The organism is Curtobacterium sp. 24E2 (genome assembly GCF_016925595.1).
In the GTDB taxonomy this organism is placed as follows: Bacteria; Actinomycetota; Actinomycetes; order Actinomycetales; family Microbacteriaceae; genus Curtobacterium.
In genome coordinates this window covers 1,075,452-1,090,815 of record NZ_CP068987.1, presented here as the reverse complement: position 1 = coordinate 1,090,815, position 15,364 = coordinate 1,075,452, and the positions used below count along the sequence as shown (strand labels likewise).

Sequence of the window (15,364 nt, the reverse complement as noted above, 5' to 3'; positions counted from 1 at the left end):
ACACCATGCAATCGATGCTCCGCACCATCGCGACGGCAGCCCTGACCCTCGGGCTGTTGTCGGGGTGCGCAGCAGGAGGAGACCAGATGCCCACCGACGCAGCCGGCCTGACACAGGACGACGTCGCGGAGATGTCCCTGCACCAAGAGTTCGACGCCTTCCGGGACCGCTACGAACACATGCAACGGCTCCTCAAGGAGGCACAGCTCCAGGTCTACGACGGCGAGTGGGAGTGGGGCGGCGGCGACGACCTGCCGCTGATCGGAGGGGACGGCGTCGCCCCGCTGCCGGGCTCGGACACGAAGAACAGCTACGACATGAGCACCACCAGACTCTGGTCCCCACCCGAGACGATCGACCAGGAACGCGACCTGCAACCGATGATCGACTACTTCACCGAACAGGGCTGGACCTTCGAACGCCGCACCATCACCGGCGACGAAGAAGTCTGGGCCACCACCGGCGACGGCTGGCAGATCCAGTACACCGCCCAGGAGAACGGCGACAACCCGATCACCGTCTACAGCGAGCCATTCTGGACCAACGACGGCAACGCCCTTTCGGATGCCATCTATGGACGCTCGACCGTCACGTTCCCCGACCGGTCACTTCCGGGCGTATTCCCGCCGCTCCCTCCTGGAACGACCCGGTCGTCAACAAGCCCAAGATCTGACCGATGCTCCGCACCATCACGACGGCAGTCCTCTCCCTGGGACTGCTGACCGGGTGCGCAGCAGGAGAAGACCAGATGCCCACCGACGCAGCCGGCCTGACACAGGACGACGTCGCGGAGAGGTCGCTCCACCAAGAGTTCGACGCCTTCCGGGACCACTACGACCACATGCAACGGCTCCTCAACGAAGCACAGCTCCAGGCCTACGACGGCGAGTGGGAGTGGGGTGGCGGCGACGACCTGCCGTTGATCGGAGGGGACGGCGTCGCCCCGCTGCCGGGCGCGGACACGAAGAACAGCTACTACATGCGCAGCGGACGACTCTGGTCACCCCCTGGCACCGCAGGCGAGCAGCGCGACCTGCAACCGATGCTCGACTACTTCACCGATCAGGGGTGGACCATCGAGCAACGCGACATCACCGGCGACCACGAGCTCTGGGGGTACACCGGCGATGGCTGGCAACTCATCTACACCGCTCAAGAGAACGGCCGCTACACCCTCGAGGTCTACAGCGAACTGTTCTGGACCAACGACGGCAACGCGCTTTCGGATGCCATCTACGGACGCTCGACCGTCACGTTTCCCGACCGGTCCCGCCCGGGTGTGTACCCAGATTTCCCGGAGTGGGACGACCCCATCGTCAACGAGCCCAAGATCTGACCCTGCGAGAAACTCGGCTCGCTCAGACGTCATCGACATCGACGTTCCACAACGCCCGGTACCACGCCGTCCGCTCCGGATCGTCGGGCACCCCGTACGCCTCGTGGAACAACGAGTCCCACCCGGGCCCGTAGTTCCACCCCAGCGCCATCGTCGCCACCGCCAGGTCCGCCCAGCGGTCCGCGACACCCGTGGCGTCCAGGTCGACGTGCCCGCTCCACCGGCCGTCGGCACCGATGAGCGTGTTCGGCGTGCAGGGGTCTCCGTGGCACACCACGACGCGGTCGCCGGGCGGCTCCGGGCCCAGGCGGTCCGTGTCGGCACCCGCCGCACGAGCACGGTCGAGCCGCGCCACGGTCGACCACTCGAAGGGGCAGTCGTCCACCGGCAGGGTGTCGTGGAACGCACGGAGCCCCTCACCGACCGCGATCACGGCGGTCCGCGGTTCGTCGTGCCAGCGCGGGTCGACGGCGCTCCACCCGGGCACGGCACGCGTGCGCAGCCACACGCCGTCGGCATCGGCACCGTGGTCGAGCACCTCTGGTACCCGCACGTACTGCGACGCCCAGGTCAGCCGGGCCGCTTCGGCGTCGATCCACCGGCCGTAGGCGTGCGGCAGGACCTTGACGAACTCGTCGGCGTGCTCGTCCGGGCCGATCCGGAACGTCGTGCCGCCGATCTCGTTGTGCCAGACCAGGGCGACCTCGCGGCCCCGGGCGGCCTCCACGACCACCCGTGGCACGGGGACGGAGTCCGGCCCCGGCAACCCACCGATCGAGCGCACCACGACGGACCTAGTGCACGCGGTCCGGGCGCGAGGACCCGGCCCCACCGCGCGCGATCTCGAGCAGGACCGGCAGGCGTTCGCCGAGCAGGGCGTCCAGGTCGGCCACGACGGCCTCGACCCGTTCGGTGACCTCGCGCGGCGATGCGCCCCGGCGCGGACGGACCCGCACCCGGATCGCCCGGCCACCGCGGACGCGGTAGACGTCGACCGCGAGCGAGGCCACCTGCGGCAGCTCCCCGATCGCCGAGGACAGCGCGTGCTGCACGGCCGTCGACTCGACGCGCACCGAACCGGCGACGCCGTCGGCTGATCCGTCGCTCTCGACGACGGTGCCCTCGCGGCCACCGCCGAGCGTCGTCAGCACCACGATCGCCAGGATGCCGACGACGACCCCGCCGCCGAGCACCCACGTCCACGACAACAGGGAGTCATCGCGCGACGTGTCCGTGCCGAGGCCCGCGAGTGCATCGCCCGCCGTGCGCCACCAGGACGCCACGAGCGGCAGGCCCTGGGCCGTCTGCACCAGGATCGCGCCGACCCCGGCGACGAGCAGGACGAGCCCGACGACGACGAGCGCCGCCCGGCCCAGGCCACGGTTGGTCGCGTTCATCCGTCCACCCGTCCGGTCGGCTGGACGCGGACCCGTGCAGCGAGGGCGGGCAGCGCGTCGATCGCGTCGAACTCGTGCTCGACGGCCTCGGTCGCGGCCACTGCCGGCACGTCGACGCCGGCGGCGGGGCGCAGCACGACCTCGACGGTCCGGCGGCCCACGGTGCCGACGGCAGCGTCCTGGCCGAGGCGTGTGGCCGAGCGGGCAGCGCGGGCAGCAGCAGAGGCGAGCACCTCGTCGTCGACCACGACGGCGAGCCGGTCGGACGCCATCGCGTGGCGCGGACGCCGCTGCGGCAGGAGCCCCTGCAGCAGGAGCACCAGGCCGACGAGGGCGACGATCGCCGCGATCCCGACGACGAGCGTGGTGTCGAGGCCGTGCGGCGCGGCGAGGGCGGCGTCCACCACGGCGCGCGGGTCGACGCCGAGGACGTTCTGGTCGAGCAGCACGAGGGCACCGGCGAAGACGGCAGCGGCTGCGAGCACGAGGGTGATGAGCATCGCGATGACGACGGCGCCGGAGCGGGACACGTGTGTCTCACGGCGGAGCAGGCGGCGGTACGTGGCGGCGTGCTCGCCGTGCGTCGGAGCGGCGGTCACCGGACCCTCCGCGGCACGTCGACGACCGACGACGCGAACGTCACGGTCACCCGGGACACCTGTCGGCCGGTGATGGTCCGGAGCCGCTCGGCGATCGTGCCGCGGGCGCGGTGCGCGCTCGTGACGACGGGTTCGTCGGGGACCGCGTGGCTCCCCAGCACGGGCAGGGTGAGCGGGGCGGTGATCTCGACCGCCAGCGCGCCGCGGCCGTCGTCGGAGACCCGGGCACGGACCTCCCGGAAGGCCACGCGCAGCGATTCGGCGGCGACCGCCTGGGCGGTGTGCACCAGCGCCGACGTGCCGATGCGGTCGGAGCCGCGGAGCCGGACGCCGCTGTCGCCGACCGTGGCGACGGCGGCGTCGGTCACGACGAGCTCCGGCGTCCGCGCAGCACGTCGACCAGGCGACGCACGTCGACGTCACCGGCGACGATGCGGGCGACCAGGCCACCGACGGCCGTGCAGACGGCGACGACCACGAACGCCCAGAACCCGAGGGTCACCGCGACGATCGCGAGGAGGGCGCCGACGCCCATCCCGACGACGGTGGCGTTCACCGGACCCGGCCCTCGCGGACGTCGCCGTCGAGGTCGTCGGCGGTGCCGTTCAGTGCGGGGATGTTCACGTCGTTGATCGCGATGTTGACCTCGGTGACCTCGAGCCCGACGAGCTCGGTGACGGCGCTCGTGACGGCGGCGCGCACCGCGGTGGCGACGTCCATCATCGGCGTCGGGTAGTCCACGACGATCGTCAGGTCGACGGCGACCTGGGTCTCGCCGACCTCGACGCGGACGCCCTGGCCGAGCGCGCTCGACCCGATCGCGTCGCGGATGGCGCCGAAGGCCCGGGCAGCGTTGCCGCCGAGGGCGAAGACGCCGGGGACGTCACGTGCGGCGATGCCCGCGACCTTGGCGACCACGGTGTCGTCGATGATCGTCCTGCCCTTGGCCGTGACCTGCGTGGTGGTGGTCCCGGTCGTGGTGCCGGTCGCGGTGCCGGTCGTCGCGGTCCCGTCGACGCGGTTCGTCGTCGATGCCATTGCTGCCTCCGATGCGATCGATTCCTGGTGTTCCAGCGAACACCATCGTGCCGTACCCCGGCCGGGGATGGGCGTGCCGGTAGGTTCGATCCCATGCGCGTGGCGACCTGGAACGTGAACTCCGTCCGCACCCGAGTGGGGCGGGTCGTCGACTGGCTGGTGCGCGAGGACGTCGACGTCCTCGGCATGCAGGAGATCAAGTGCAAGCCGGAGCAGTTCCCGGTGCAGGCGTTCGAGGACGCCGGCTACCACGTCGAGGCGCACGGCCTGAACCAGTGGAACGGTGTCGCGTTCGCCAGCCGCCTGCCGATGGAGGACGTGACCCGCGACTTCCCCGGCCAGCCCGGCTTCCTCAAGGGGCACGAGGGGCCGGACCTGCCCGTCGAGGCCCGGGCCATCGGCGTCACCGTCGACGGCGTGCGGCTCTGGAGCCTGTACGTGCCGAACGGGCGCGAGGTCGGCGACCCGCACTACACGTACAAGCTCGACTGGCTCGCGCAGCTGGCCGACCGTACCGCCGACTGGATCGCTGCTTCGCCGGAGACCCCGCTCGCGCTGATGGGCGACTGGAACGTCGCGCCGCTCGACACCGACGTGTGGGACGTCCGCGTGTTCGAGGGGCACACCCACGTCAGCGAACCCGAGCGTGACGCCTTCCGGGCGTTCGAGACGGCGGGGCTGCAGGACGTCGTCCGGCCGATCGTCCCCGACGGTTACACCTACTGGGACTACAAGCAGCTGCGGTTCCCGCGCAACGAGGGCATGCGCATCGACTTCGTGATGGGCTCGCAGGCCTTCGCCGACGTCGTCACCGACGCCTCGATCCACCGCAACGAGCGGAAGGGCGACGCCCCGAGCGACCACGTCCCCGTGGTGGTCGACCTCGACCTGGACACGTCGCTCGACGACGACCGTCCGATGATCTTCTGAGCCCGTCGGGTTCTGTTACGTCCCGGGTCCACCCGCGTTGAGCGGGGCGGAGGCCGGACGTAGGTTTCCTGCACCGAACCCCTTCGAGAGCAGGTGAAGCCATGTCCCGTACGACGATCCTTCCCATCCAGCGCGTCATGGCGAACGCGGCCCCCGGCGCTTGGCGCGACGGCATCGTCGTCGAGACCCGTCCCGCCGACGCCGTCGTGGTGTTCCTGGACGGCGGCGTGACCCAGCTCCGGGTGGCGGACGCCGACGCCTTCCTGTCGGTCGGCGACCCGGTCGCCCACCACCCGGTGGCGGAGATCCTCAGTGCCGGCGGTCGTCAGACCACGGCACGCAGCGCGTAGCTCAGGCAGACATCGAGGCGAGCATCGCCTCGCACTTCGCGACCATCTCGTCGCAGGCCATGGCGCAGTAACGGCACGACTCGTCCATGTCCATGTGCCCCCGGCACTCGGCGGCGCACATCGTGCCCATCGTCATCACGGCCATGAGCATCGCCTGCATGCTCGGCAGGTCCATGCCGGCCGGACGCATCATCATGCGCATGCCCGTGTCGGCCATCATCGCCGTGTTGGAGCACATCGCGGCGCAGGTTGCCATCTCGCCGCCCGTGCGCATGTCGCTCGCGGAGCACATCGTTGCGGCCATCGACGCGGCGTTCATCGCCATCATCGTGTCCTGCATCAGGTCCGTGTCCATCGCCGCGGGCATGTCCGTCATCGACATGTTCTTCATCATCGCCATCGTGTCCATCGGAGGTCTCCGTCCGTCGTGGTCCCGAGGCGGGTCCGCCCCGTGGGTGTCAGCGTACGCGCGCCCCCGATGCGCTTCGTGAGCAGGAACGGTCGGGTCGGTGACCGCGACCCGACCGTTCCTGCTCACCATCCGCGGTGCACGCGACCCCACGGCGGACGGGAGGCCCGGTGGGGCCCCGCCACGGGCCTCCCGTCCGCCGCGCAGTGCGACCAGGGCCGCTACGGGTGCAGCAGCGCGGCGATCGCGACCAGGACGGGGACCGAGCCGATCGTCGAGATGAGCACCACGTCGCGGGCCACCGGGACCGCCGCACCGTAGCGCTGCGCGTAGTTGAACACGTTCTGCGCCGCGGGCAACGCCGCCAGGGTGGTGAGCACGAAGACGTCCTGGTCGCCGAGCCCGAACACGAACCGTGCGAACACGTACGCGACCGCCGGCATCACCACGAGCTTGATCGACGACGCCACGATGACGTCCGTCCGGATCGCCGGGTCCCGCAGCGGTGCGGCACCGTGCAGGCTCATCCCGAACGACAGCAGGACGACGGGCACGGCAGCCGCGCCGACCAGCGAGAACGGCTCGAGCACGGGGTCGGGCAGCGAGGTGCCGGTCGCCGAGAACACCAGGCCGACCAGCGAGGCGATGATGATCGGGTTCCGGAACGGCCCGGAGATCCGGCGTCCCCAGCCGCCGGCGCCCGACGTCGCGGCGTCGAGGATCGTCAACGCGACCGGCGCGATGACGATGAGCTGCAGCAGGATCACCGGCACGACCGCCGTCGCCTGCCCGAGCACGTAGACGGCCACCGGCAGGCCGATGTTGTTCGCGTTCACGTAGCTCGCGGCCAGGGCGCCGACCGTCGTGGTGGTGACCGGACGCCGCAGCACGAACCGGAAGACGGCCGCCGCTCCGAGTGCGACGACCGCGGCGCTCAGCAGCGAGACCCAGAGCATCGGGGACAGCAGCGACTCGATGTCGGCCGAGGCGATGGTGTGGAAGAGCAGGCAGGGCATGAGCACGAAGAACGCGAGGCGACTCATCACGAACTGCGCGTGCGGGCCGAGCAGCCCGATGCGCCCGACGACGTACCCACCGGCGATGATCGCGCCGATGATCGCGAAGCCGGTCAACACGCCACCCATCGCGTCCATCCTTGCACCATGTGACGTCGCTCAGGTCGGAAATGCGTTCGCATCGAATACCGTTGCAGGCACCATGACCTCGACGAACGCCGACACCCTCACCCGGTCCACCGACTCCAGCCAGCCCCTCGTGCCCCTGCTCGAAGAGCGCTGGAGCCCCCGTTCCTACGACGAGACCGCGACGATCTCGGACGAGCAGTTCGACGCCGTCCTCGAGGCCGCCCGCTGGGCCGCGTCGGCCATGAACTTCCAGCCCCGCCGCTTCATCGCGGGCCGTCGTGGCACCGAGACGTTCCGCAAGATCAACGAGAACCTGCTCGGCTTCAACGCCGCCTGGGCCTTCCGTGCCAGCGCCCTCGTCGTCGGCGTGCTCGAGACCGTGACCGAGGACGGCGACGAGCGTCCCTTCGCACAGTACGACCTCGGCCAGTCGCTCGCCGCCCTGACCGTCCAGGCGCACGCCGAGGGCCTGCACGTGCACCAGATGGCGGGCATCGACGCCGCCGGCCTGCGCGCAGCGTTCGACCTGCCGGAGCGTTTCCTGCCCTTCACCGTCACGGCCATCGGCACCGTCGCCCACCCGTCGCAGCTCGACGAGAAGGCGGCCGAGCGCGAGGTCGCTCCGCGCACCCGTCTGCCCCTCGACGAGGTCGTGCTCGTCAAGGAGTAGTCCTCGGCACCAACGTCCGGCCGCGTCCCTGTTGGGCGCGGCCGCTGTCGTCTCCGCTGCCGCCGCCGCGTAGTATGTAGTGACATGCAGCCCGAGATGAACTTCTACACGCGCAAGTGGGTCCGCCCCGAGGACCTCAACGCCAACGGCACCCTGTTCGGCGGCAGCCTGCTCCGCTGGATCGACGAAGAGGCCGCTGTCTACGCGATCATCCAGCTCGGCAACGGCAAGGTCGTCACGAAGTACATGTCGGAGATCGAGTTCGTGTCCTCGGCGAAGGAAGGCGACATCGTCGAGATCGGCCTCGTCGCCACCCGCTTCGGCCGCAGCTCGCTCACGATGCGGGCCGAGGCACGGAACCTCTTCACGCACCGCAGCATCCTCACCATCGACGAGGTCGTGTTCGTGAACCTCGACGACGACGGCAACCCGGCGCCGCACGGCTACACGGACATCACGTACGACCGCGACCGGGTCCCCGCGACTCACCGCGCCTGACCCGCGTGACCCCGCAGACATCGCGCAGCAGTCGCGTGCGGTGAACACAGCACCCGGCATGTGATCGGTGGCCTCTGGCAGGATCGGGGCATGACCACGCCCCGCCTCGTCGCCTTCGACCTGGACGACACCCTCGCCCCGTCGAAGTCCTCCCTCGACCCCCGCATGCTCGAGACCTTCGCGTCCCTGCTCGAGGTCGTGCCGGTCGCGGTCATCTCCGGCGGCAACTTCACGCAGTTCGAGCAGCAGCTCGTCACCCCGCTCCGCACCCGCGACGGCCTGACCCTCGACGACCTGCACCTGCTGCCGACGTGCGGCACGCGGTACTACCGCTGGTCCGACGACGACTGGGCACTGCAGTACGCCGAGGACCTCACCGACGACCAGAAGGCACGCGCCCTCGCAGCGGTCGAGTCCGTCGCGAAGGACGCCGGCTACTGGGAGTCCGAGACCTGGGGCGACATCCTCGAGGACCGCGGGTCGCAGATCACGTTCTCCGCACTCGGCCAGGCCGCCCCGGTCGACGTCAAGAAGCAGTGGGACCCGACCGGCGCGAAGAAGGACGACCTGCGTCGCCGGGTGCAGGCGGAGCTCCCGACCTCGAGGTGCGGTCCGGCGGCTCGACCAGCGTGGACATCACCCGCAAGGGCATCGACAAGGCGTACGGCATGCAGCGTCTCGCCGAGATCACCGGCATCGCGCTCGACGACATGCTCTTCGTGGGCGACCGGCTCGACCCCGAGGGCAACGACTACCCGGTGAAGGCCCTCGGTGTGCCGTGCCACGCGGTCGAGGGCTGGGAGGACACCGACGCCTTCCTGACCGAGCTCATCCCGACCCTGCGCTGACCGCGCACGAGGCGGCGTCCCCGGACACGCCGGCGCCTTCGGCCCTGAGACGGTCGGCACGGCGGACGGGAGGCCCGTTGCGGGCCCGCCCCGCGCCTCCAGGCCGTCGTCGCTCCGCGTCGAGAGCCGCGGGCGCGCGCTCAGCCCAGGCTGCGGACGGCCTCGACGAACGCGCGGATCTTCGCCGGGTCCTTCACGCCGCGCTCCGACTCGACGCCGCTCGACACGTCGACGCCGTCGGGGTCGAGCGCCTCGACCGCGGCCACGACGTTGGCGGGGGTCAGGCCGCCCGCCAGGATCCAGGCCTCGTCGATCCCGCCCTCGATCACGGCGGGGTCGATCAGCCGACCGCTGCCCGGCACGGCGGCGTCGAGCAACAGCAGGTCGTGGTCGTACGAGGCGCGCTGCTCGGCGGTCTCGCGCAGGTAGTCCTCGGCCGCGAGGGCGCGGATGGTGAAGAAGCCGGCGTCGCGGGCTCGGGCGAAGTCGGTCGCGGCCTCGCCACCGTGCAGCTGCAGGGTGGTGAGCCCGACCTCGGACGCGATGCCGACGATCTCGTCGATCTTCTGGTCGCGGAAGACCCCGACGGCGTCGATGCCGTCCGGCAGCCGCTCGACGAGTTCCTTCGCCAGGTCGGCCGTCACGGTGCGGGGGCTGTTCGCGGCGAAGACGAACCCGACCGCGTCGGCGCCCGCGTCGACGGCGGCGTCCACGGTTTCGGGCGTCGACAGGCCGCAGATCTTGATCCAGCGCTGGTCGGTCATGCTGTCCATCCTGCCAGGGACCACGGACGAACGGGACGCGCGGGCGACCTCAGTGCAGCATGCCCGCGATGTACGCGGAGCCGCACGCGACCAGCACGCCGAACGCCGCGAACGACCCGACGAGCACGTTCCGCCGACGCCAGCGGCGGACGGCCGAGAAGGTGCCGCGCTTCGCGTGCCGGTGCGCTGCACGGTGCATGCGGTGGTCGCGCTGGTGCTTGACACGCTCCGGGCCGAGCGGCACCGGGCCGGTGACCTGCGTGGAGCCCCCGCGCAGGGCGTTCGCGATCGCGACCGCGGTCGGACGACGCTCCGGGTCGCGGGCGGTCATCCGGCTGAGCAGGTCACGCCACTCCGAGGCGACGTCGTCGGGGATCTCGGGGTCGTGCCGCAGGCGGGCCAGTGCCGCCTCGATCAGGGTGCCCGAGTACTCCTGCTTGCCGGTCAGGGACTCGAGCAGCACGAGCCCGAGCGAGTACACGTCGGTGGCGAAGCTGATCGGCTCACCGGCGACCTGCTCGGGGCTCAGGTACGCCGCCGTGCCGATGATGGTGCCGTCGTTCGTCAGGCGCGAGCCGTCGACGAAGTGCGCGACGCCGAAGTCGGTGAGCTTCACGGTCCGGGCGAAGCCGGACGAGCCCTCGTCGCTGATCAGGATGTTCGCGGGCTTGACGTCGCGGTGCACGATGCCTCGGGAGTGCACGTACGCCAGGGCGTCGGCGAGCTGGGCGCCGAGGTCGGCCACCTCGTAGTTGTGCAGGGCACCCTCGGACAGCCGGCGCAGCAGCGTCGTGTCGGCGATGAGCTCCATCACGATGAACCGGTGCGGGCCGTCGGGGAAGTCGTGCGTGCCGGCGTCGTAGAGCGGGATGAGCCCGGGGTGCGACAGCATGCTGAGGAGCCGGATCTCGCGCTCCTGCCGGACGCGGTCGGCCGTCGTCATCTTGTCCGGGGTCGCGAAGAGCTTCACGGCGACGGCGCGGTAGGTGTGCTCGTCGCGGGCTTCGTAGACGGTCCCCATGCCGCCCGTGCCGATGAGCTTCACCAGCCGGTACCGGCCCGACAGGACCGTCTCCGTCCGCAAGCCGTCCAGCATGGTCATGGGTTCCGTCGTTCCGTCGGGAGCCGCAGGTTCCGCGGCTGCTGCCGGCGTGTTGGCTCATGGGAAACGGTACGCGTCCGACCCCGCTTTTGTGCGGGTGTTATGACATCGTGATCGGCGTACTTCCCTGTGTTCATGCGGATGCATCAGGGTACCGTTCGACCTCCGATGAGGGTGAGCGATCACGCAAGGAGGACAGCGATGGCACTGACGAAGGGTGACGCGGCGCACTGGAACACCTCGCAAGGGAAGACGACCGGGAAGCTCGTCCAGAAGCGCACCAGCGACTTCGAGTTCGACGGTCAGACGTTCAAGCCGACCGACGACGATCCGTACTGGATCGTCGAGTCGGAGAAGAGCGGCAAGCGGGCCGCGCACAAGGAGTCAGCGCTGACGAAGGCCTGACGACGAGCGGCTCAGTCGCGGGCGGGCTCGGCACGACGACGACCTCGTGCGCCCCCGCTCGCGGCTCCGTCGCCGGTGCCGCCTCCGTCCACGCGACGGTCCGCCCGCCACCGACGGACCCGCCGGACGACGAACGTCACGACGACGACCGCGATCGCGACGTAGAGCACCCGGTCGATCCACTCGGTGTACTGCTCGACACGGTCGTACTGCGAGCCGAACGCGGCGCCGAGGAGCACGAGCGCGCTGTTCCAGATGCCACTCGCGATGATCGTGAACACCGAGAAGGTGCCGAGGTGCATCCGGTCGGCTCCCGCGGGCAGGGAGATGAGGCTCCGGACGATGGGGACGAACCGACCGAAGAACACGGCGCTCTTGCCGTGCCGGTGGAACCACGCGGCGGCCTTGCGGAAGTCGTCCTCGTCGACCAGTGGGAGCCTGCCGAACCACCGCGTGGTGCGCTCGAACCCGATCTTCGCGCCGAGCCAGTAGAGCACCAGCGCACCGAGGTAGGACCCGAGCGTCGCCAGGACGAGGACGAGCACGAGGTTCATCTGCCCGGCACCCGCCAGGAACCCGGCCAGCGGCAGGATGAGCTCGGACGGGATCGGCGGGAACACCGTCTCGACGAAGAGCATGAGCGCCACGCCCCACTCCCCCAGGGCGTCGATGATCTGGAGCACGAGGCCGGAGAGTCCGCCGAGGTCCGAGGGAGCGGTGGAGTCGCCGGTGGCGACGGTCATGGCACGGGTGGTCACGGCAGTCGTCATGCCCCCAGCATCCCTGAGCGCCCTGTCAGGACCCGGCGCGGTACCTGAACGTCAGCCGAGTCCCATGTGCGAGGTCCGCACGTGCGTCAGCGACCGCGCGAGGGCGCCGCGGGCGACGGCGTCACGACCGACCGTCGACGGGACGATCTCGACGGGGTGCCGGAGCCGGGGCGTGACCACCGCGGCGAGCGCCTCGGCGAACACCGGTGCCGCCGGCAGCACCTCGCCCCCGACGACCACGACCTCGGGGTCGATCGTCGCGACGAGCTGCACGACGCCCGGTGCCACGTCGTCCGCGAAGGCGCGGACCACGTCGACCGCCGCCGGGTCCGGGCCGTCCTCGCCGACGCGACCCGACGCTGCGCCCCCGCGCCCGGCCGCGGCGAAGACCGACTCGAGGTCCGTGTCGGACGCGATCCGGGCCTCCAGGCGGGCCGGCGCACCGGGCCACCCGGTCGAGGCCAGCCCGCCCATCTCGCCGGCCGCACCGCGCGCTCCGCGCGCCAACGCCCCGTCGATGACGTAGGCCGCACCGATCTGCCGGCCCATCACCAGGTACAGGCCGTCATGGACGCCCCGGAAGCGCCCCCACATCGCCTCGGCGGTGGCGGCGAGCTTGGCGTCGTTGTCGAAGAACGTCGCGATGCCGGGGAAGAGGTCCTGGATCCGGCCGGGCACGCGGCGCTCGACCCACTCCGGCACGGCGACCGTGTAGTCGATCTCGCCAGCGCGGTCGACGACGGCGGGGACGCCGAACGTGGCGGCGAGGACCGGGGACGCCTCCGCGTCGGCCGTCAGGCGTCGGACCACGTCCTGCACGCTCGTCCAGGCCTGCTCCGCGTCGGCGAGGTCCGCGTAGCGCTCCTCGACCCGGGTGAGGGTGTTCCCGCGCAGGTCGGCGCGGATGCCCACGATGCCGTGCAGTCCGAGGTCGACGCCGAGCACGGAACCGGCGGTGGCGTCCGCGGCGAAGCGCTTGGCCCGGCGGCCGGCCTTGTTCGGGGTGGCGATCGCCTCGGCCTCCGTCACCCAGCCCTCGTCGACCAGGTCTGCGAGCGCCGCCTCGACCGTGGGGCGGGAGAGCCCGACGGTGCGGCTGAGCTCGGTCACGGTGCGCGACGCGTCGTCGCGCAGGAGCTCGTCGAGGATGGCCCGGGAGTTCATGAGTCGGAGCACGCCCGGCGTAGTCCCCACGACACTCGGGATCGTTGACACGGTCTCGCCCACGGCCATAGCCTCCACATTACGAAAGATCATTGAGGAATGGTGGACTCCGACATGCTCATCCCACGACCGCGTCGCGCCGTCCCCGGCACCGGCGCCTTCGAGATCACCCCGTCGACCCGCATCGCAGCCGACGCAGCGAGCGGATCGGTCCGACTGTACCTGCAGCAGACACTCCGGGGTCGACCGGGCTGCCGGTGCGCGATGCCGCGGACGGCACCGGAGCGGCGGCCGACGTCATCGCGCTGCGGGTGGCCGAGGACGACACCCTCCCCGCCGGTCCGGCCGGCGATCGATCCGAGTCCTTCCGACTCGTGGTCACGGCTGACGGCGTCGAGATCACCGGCGGCACCCCGGCAGGCGTCTTCTACGGCGTCCAGGCGCTCCTGCAGTCCCTGCCCGCCGACGTCTACCGGAAGGGCCGTGTCGGCACCGGCCCGTGGACGATCCCCGCGGTCACGGTGGAGGACGCCCCCGCCTTCGCCTGGCGCGGCGTCATGCTCGACGTCGCCCGGCACTTCCGCACCAAGCACGAGGTCATGCGGGTCATCGACCAGCTCGCCGCCCACCGCCTCAACCGCCTGCACTTCCACCTCACCGAGGACCAGGGCTGGCGCATCGAGATCCGGAAGTACCCGCGCCTGACCGAGATCGGTTCGTGGCGGACGGAGTCGCAGGTCGGCGCGCACGTGCCCGGCCCCGACGGTTCGCTGGCGGTGGCGGGCAAGGACGGCCGGCCGCACGGCGGCTACTACACGCAGGACGACATCCGCGAGATCGTCGCCTACGCCGCCGACCGGTTCGTCACCGTCGTGCCCGAGATCGAGACGCCCGGCCACGTCCGTGCCGCGCTCGCCGCGTACCCGGAGCTCGGGGTCTCAGGGAAGCCGATCGACGTCTGGACCGAGTGGGGCATCGCGGAGGACGTCCTCAACGCCGAGGACAGCACGGTCGACTTCTTCAAGGACGTCCTCGACGAGGTCATCGCCCTGTTCCCGTCCGAGTACATCGGCGTCGGCGGCGACGAGTGCCCCAAGGTCCAGTGGGAGGACGATCCCCGCACGCAGGAGCGCATCCGCGAGCTCGGACTCGAGGACGAAGAGCAGCTGCAGGCCTGGATCATCGGGCAGCTCGCCTCGCACGTCGAGTCGCACGGCCGACGGGCGTTCGGGTGGGACGAGATCCTCGAGGGCGGCACGCTCTCGAAGTCCGCGACCGTGGTGTCCTGGCGCGGCCTGACCGGTGCCCGGACCGCGGCCAAGCGCGGCCACGACGTCATCTCCGCCCCGGACGACCAGGTGTACCTCGACTACCGGCAGAGCGACCTCGAGACCGAGCCCATCCCGGTGTCGATCGTGCTCACCGTCGACGACGTCTTCGCGTTCGACCCGGTGCCGTCGGACCTCACGGACGCCGAACGTGCCTACGTGATCGGCGGCCAGGGCAACATGTGGACCGAGCACGTCGACACCGCCCGGAAGCTCGACTACCAGCTGTTCCCCCGCGTCGCCGCCCTCGCCGAGGCGCTCTGGTCGGCCGACGTCACGGGTCCCCGCGACGTCGCCGAGTTCCGCTGGCGGCTCGCCGAGCACGTCGCACGGCTCGAGGCGATGGGGATCGAGTACCGGCACGAGGCCGGGCCGTTCCCGTGGGAGCAGCGTCCGGGCGTGCCCGGGCGTCCGCACTCGCGCGAGGAGCGTGCGGCCTACATCGACGCAGTGACGGCGAACATCGCCGAGTAGGGCGGGGCGGCCGGCGCCGCGCCGAGCAAGTCGCACGACCTGCCGCCGAGCGGCCCGGCGGACGGCCGAACGCGCGACCTCGCCGACGGCCGAACGCGCGACGTCGCCGACGGACCGAACGCGCGCACCCTCCCCGG

General features: G+C 71.1%; 20 protein-coding genes and 1 pseudogene. 9 read left to right on the top strand and 12 right to left on the bottom strand.

What is annotated here, in order from left to right; all coding sequences use genetic code 11:
• The first annotated feature begins 14 nt into the window (after window positions 1–14).
• Together JN350_RS05500 and JN350_RS05495 are read left to right on the top strand one after the other, a co-directional pair.
• The gene (locus JN350_RS05500; protein ID WP_205463828.1) at window positions 15–722 is read left to right on the top strand and encodes a hypothetical protein; all 708 of its coding nucleotides are present in this window, start codon (window positions 15–17) and stop codon (window positions 720–722) included.
• Window positions 677–1,336 (top strand): hypothetical protein, encoded by a 660-nt coding sequence (locus JN350_RS05495; protein ID WP_205463827.1) that lies wholly within the window; start codon window positions 677–679, stop codon window positions 1,334–1,336. The genes JN350_RS05500 and JN350_RS05495 overlap by 46 nt, the downstream gene beginning before the upstream one ends.
• 22 nt (window positions 1,337–1,358) lie before the next feature.
• On the opposite strand, the gene JN350_RS05490 is transcribed toward JN350_RS05495, so the two are convergent.
• Genes JN350_RS05490 through JN350_RS05465 form a run of 6 tightly spaced genes read right to left on the bottom strand, consistent with a single transcriptional unit; the run spans window position 1,359 to window position 4,370 of the window.
• Window positions 1,359–2,123: an aminoglycoside 3'-phosphotransferase gene (locus JN350_RS05490; RefSeq protein WP_205463826.1), complete on the bottom strand. Its 765-nt coding sequence runs from the start codon at window positions 2,121–2,123 to the stop codon at window positions 1,359–1,361.
• 7 nt (window positions 2,124–2,130) lie between these two features.
• Window positions 2,131–2,733, bottom strand: coding sequence for a hypothetical protein (locus JN350_RS05485; protein ID WP_205463825.1), 603 nt, complete (start codon window positions 2,731–2,733; stop codon window positions 2,131–2,133).
• Entirely contained in the window at window positions 2,730–3,332 is a 603-nt protein-coding gene (locus JN350_RS05480; protein WP_205463824.1) for a hypothetical protein, read from the bottom strand. The genes JN350_RS05485 and JN350_RS05480 overlap by 4 nt, the downstream gene beginning before the upstream one ends.
• A complete protein-coding gene (locus JN350_RS05475) occupies window positions 3,329–3,700 on the bottom strand; it encodes a hypothetical protein (protein WP_123937446.1) in 372 nt (123 codons plus the stop codon). Before JN350_RS05475 ends, JN350_RS05480 begins: the two co-directional genes overlap by 4 nt.
• Window positions 3,697–3,888 carry a DUF2273 domain-containing protein gene (locus tag JN350_RS05470; protein WP_205463823.1) on the bottom strand — a complete coding sequence of 64 codons (192 nt, stop codon included), beginning with the start codon at window positions 3,886–3,888 and terminating at the stop codon, window positions 3,697–3,699. Before JN350_RS05470 ends, JN350_RS05475 begins: the two co-directional genes overlap by 4 nt.
• Window positions 3,885–4,370, bottom strand: a complete 486-nt coding sequence (locus JN350_RS05465) for an Asp23/Gls24 family envelope stress response protein (RefSeq protein ID WP_205463822.1) — start codon at window positions 4,368–4,370, stop codon at window positions 3,885–3,887. Before JN350_RS05465 ends, JN350_RS05470 begins: the two co-directional genes overlap by 4 nt.
• Window positions 4,371–4,463: 93 nt before the next feature.
• Between JN350_RS05465 and JN350_RS05460 the strand changes: the two genes are divergently transcribed.
• Complete coding sequence (locus JN350_RS05460; RefSeq protein ID WP_205463821.1) at window positions 4,464–5,300, top strand: exodeoxyribonuclease III; 837 nt, start codon at window positions 4,464–4,466, stop codon at window positions 5,298–5,300.
• A gap of 101 nt (window positions 5,301–5,401) precedes the next feature.
• Window positions 5,402–5,650 (top strand): nuclease, encoded by a 249-nt coding sequence (locus JN350_RS05455; protein ID WP_123937443.1) that lies wholly within the window; start codon window positions 5,402–5,404, stop codon window positions 5,648–5,650.
• 1 nt (window position 5,651) lies between these two features.
• Here the strand turns inward: JN350_RS05455 and JN350_RS05450 are convergent, their stop codons facing one another.
• Both JN350_RS05450 and JN350_RS05445 read right to left on the bottom strand, forming a co-directional pair.
• Window positions 5,652–6,059 (bottom strand): aldehyde dehydrogenase, encoded by a 408-nt coding sequence (locus JN350_RS05450; protein ID WP_205463820.1) that lies wholly within the window; start codon window positions 6,057–6,059, stop codon window positions 5,652–5,654.
• Window positions 6,060–6,280: 221 nt separating this feature from the next.
• A complete protein-coding gene (locus JN350_RS05445) occupies window positions 6,281–7,204 on the bottom strand; it encodes an AEC family transporter (RefSeq protein WP_205463819.1) in 924 nt (307 codons plus the stop codon).
• A gap of 73 nt (window positions 7,205–7,277) precedes the next feature.
• On the opposite strand from JN350_RS05445, the gene JN350_RS05440 reads away from it, so the two are divergent.
• From JN350_RS05440 to JN350_RS05430, 3 genes and pseudogenes are all read left to right on the top strand, one after another.
• Entirely contained in the window at window positions 7,278–7,874 is a 597-nt protein-coding gene (locus tag JN350_RS05440) for a nitroreductase family protein (protein WP_111086179.1), read from the top strand.
• 84 nt (window positions 7,875–7,958) lie between these two features.
• A complete protein-coding gene (locus tag JN350_RS05435; protein ID WP_111086180.1) occupies window positions 7,959–8,372 on the top strand; it encodes an acyl-CoA thioesterase in 414 nt (137 codons plus the stop codon).
• Between the two features lie 90 nt (window positions 8,373–8,462).
• Window positions 8,463–9,220: pseudogene (locus JN350_RS05430) on the top strand (HAD-IIB family hydrolase).
• Window positions 9,221–9,360: 140 nt separating this feature from the next.
• On the opposite strand, the gene JN350_RS05425 reads toward JN350_RS05430, so the two are convergent.
• Complete coding sequence (locus JN350_RS05425; RefSeq protein ID WP_205463818.1) at window positions 9,361–9,984, bottom strand: phosphoribosylanthranilate isomerase; 624 nt, start codon at window positions 9,982–9,984, stop codon at window positions 9,361–9,363.
• Between the two features lie 49 nt (window positions 9,985–10,033).
• Window positions 10,034–11,086 (bottom strand): serine/threonine-protein kinase, encoded by a 1,053-nt coding sequence (locus JN350_RS05420; RefSeq protein ID WP_205463817.1) that lies wholly within the window; start codon window positions 11,084–11,086, stop codon window positions 10,034–10,036.
• 201 nt (window positions 11,087–11,287) lie between these two features.
• Here JN350_RS05420 and JN350_RS05415 point away from each other — a divergent pair, with 201 nt between their 5' ends.
• A complete protein-coding gene (locus tag JN350_RS05415; protein WP_205463816.1) occupies window positions 11,288–11,491 on the top strand; it encodes a hypervirulence associated TUDOR domain-containing protein in 204 nt (67 codons plus the stop codon).
• Between the two features lie 11 nt (window positions 11,492–11,502).
• Here JN350_RS05415 and JN350_RS05410 read toward each other — a convergent pair whose 3' ends face one another.
• On the bottom strand, window positions 11,503–12,261 hold the full coding sequence (locus JN350_RS05410) for a DedA family protein (protein ID WP_205463815.1): 759 nt from the start codon (window positions 12,259–12,261) through the stop codon (window positions 11,503–11,505).
• Window positions 12,262–12,312: 51 nt separating this feature from the next.
• The gene (locus JN350_RS05405; protein WP_205463814.1) at window positions 12,313–13,488 is read right to left on the bottom strand and encodes an ROK family transcriptional regulator; all 1,176 of its coding nucleotides are present in this window, start codon (window positions 13,486–13,488) and stop codon (window positions 12,313–12,315) included.
• 194 nt (window positions 13,489–13,682) lie between these two features.
• Between JN350_RS05405 and JN350_RS05400 the strand changes: the two genes are divergently transcribed.
• Window positions 13,683–15,227, top strand: coding sequence for a beta-N-acetylhexosaminidase (locus JN350_RS05400; RefSeq protein WP_205463813.1), 1,545 nt, complete (start codon window positions 13,683–13,685; stop codon window positions 15,225–15,227).
• The last annotated feature ends 137 nt before the right edge of the window (window positions 15,228–15,364 follow it).

Bases quoted from the DNA above. Each gene is read 5' to 3' on its own strand.
- JN350_RS05495 (WP_205463827.1), top strand. From the start codon at position 677: ATGCTCCGCACCATCACGACGGCAGTCCTCTCCCTGGGACTGCTGACC.
- JN350_RS05445 (WP_205463819.1), bottom strand. From the start codon at position 7,204: ATGGGTGGCGTGTTGACCGGCTTCGCGATCATCGGCGCGATCATCGCC.
- JN350_RS05440 (WP_111086179.1), top strand. From the start codon at position 7,278: ATGACCTCGACGAACGCCGACACCCTCACCCGGTCCACCGACTCCAGC.
- JN350_RS05420 (WP_205463817.1), bottom strand. From the start codon at position 11,086: ATGACCATGCTGGACGGCTTGCGGACGGAGACGGTCCTGTCGGGCCGG.
- JN350_RS05425 (WP_205463818.1), bottom strand. From the start codon at position 9,984: ATGACCGACCAGCGCTGGATCAAGATCTGCGGCCTGTCGACGCCCGAA.
- JN350_RS05455 (WP_123937443.1), top strand. From the start codon at position 5,402: ATGTCCCGTACGACGATCCTTCCCATCCAGCGCGTCATGGCGAACGCG.
- JN350_RS05465 (WP_205463822.1), bottom strand. From the start codon at position 4,370: ATGGCATCGACGACGAACCGCGTCGACGGGACCGCGACGACCGGCACC.
- JN350_RS05460 (WP_205463821.1), top strand. From the start codon at position 4,464: ATGCGCGTGGCGACCTGGAACGTGAACTCCGTCCGCACCCGAGTGGGG.
- JN350_RS05450 (WP_205463820.1), bottom strand. From the start codon at position 6,059: ATGGACACGATGGCGATGATGAAGAACATGTCGATGACGGACATGCCC.
- JN350_RS05485 (WP_205463825.1), bottom strand. From the start codon at position 2,733: ATGAACGCGACCAACCGTGGCCTGGGCCGGGCGGCGCTCGTCGTCGTC.
- JN350_RS05410 (WP_205463815.1), bottom strand. From the start codon at position 12,261: ATGACGACTGCCGTGACCACCCGTGCCATGACCGTCGCCACCGGCGAC.
- JN350_RS05415 (WP_205463816.1), top strand. From the start codon at position 11,288: ATGGCACTGACGAAGGGTGACGCGGCGCACTGGAACACCTCGCAAGGG.
- JN350_RS05435 (WP_111086180.1), top strand. From the start codon at position 7,959: ATGCAGCCCGAGATGAACTTCTACACGCGCAAGTGGGTCCGCCCCGAG.
- JN350_RS05500 (WP_205463828.1), top strand. From the start codon at position 15: ATGCTCCGCACCATCGCGACGGCAGCCCTGACCCTCGGGCTGTTGTCG.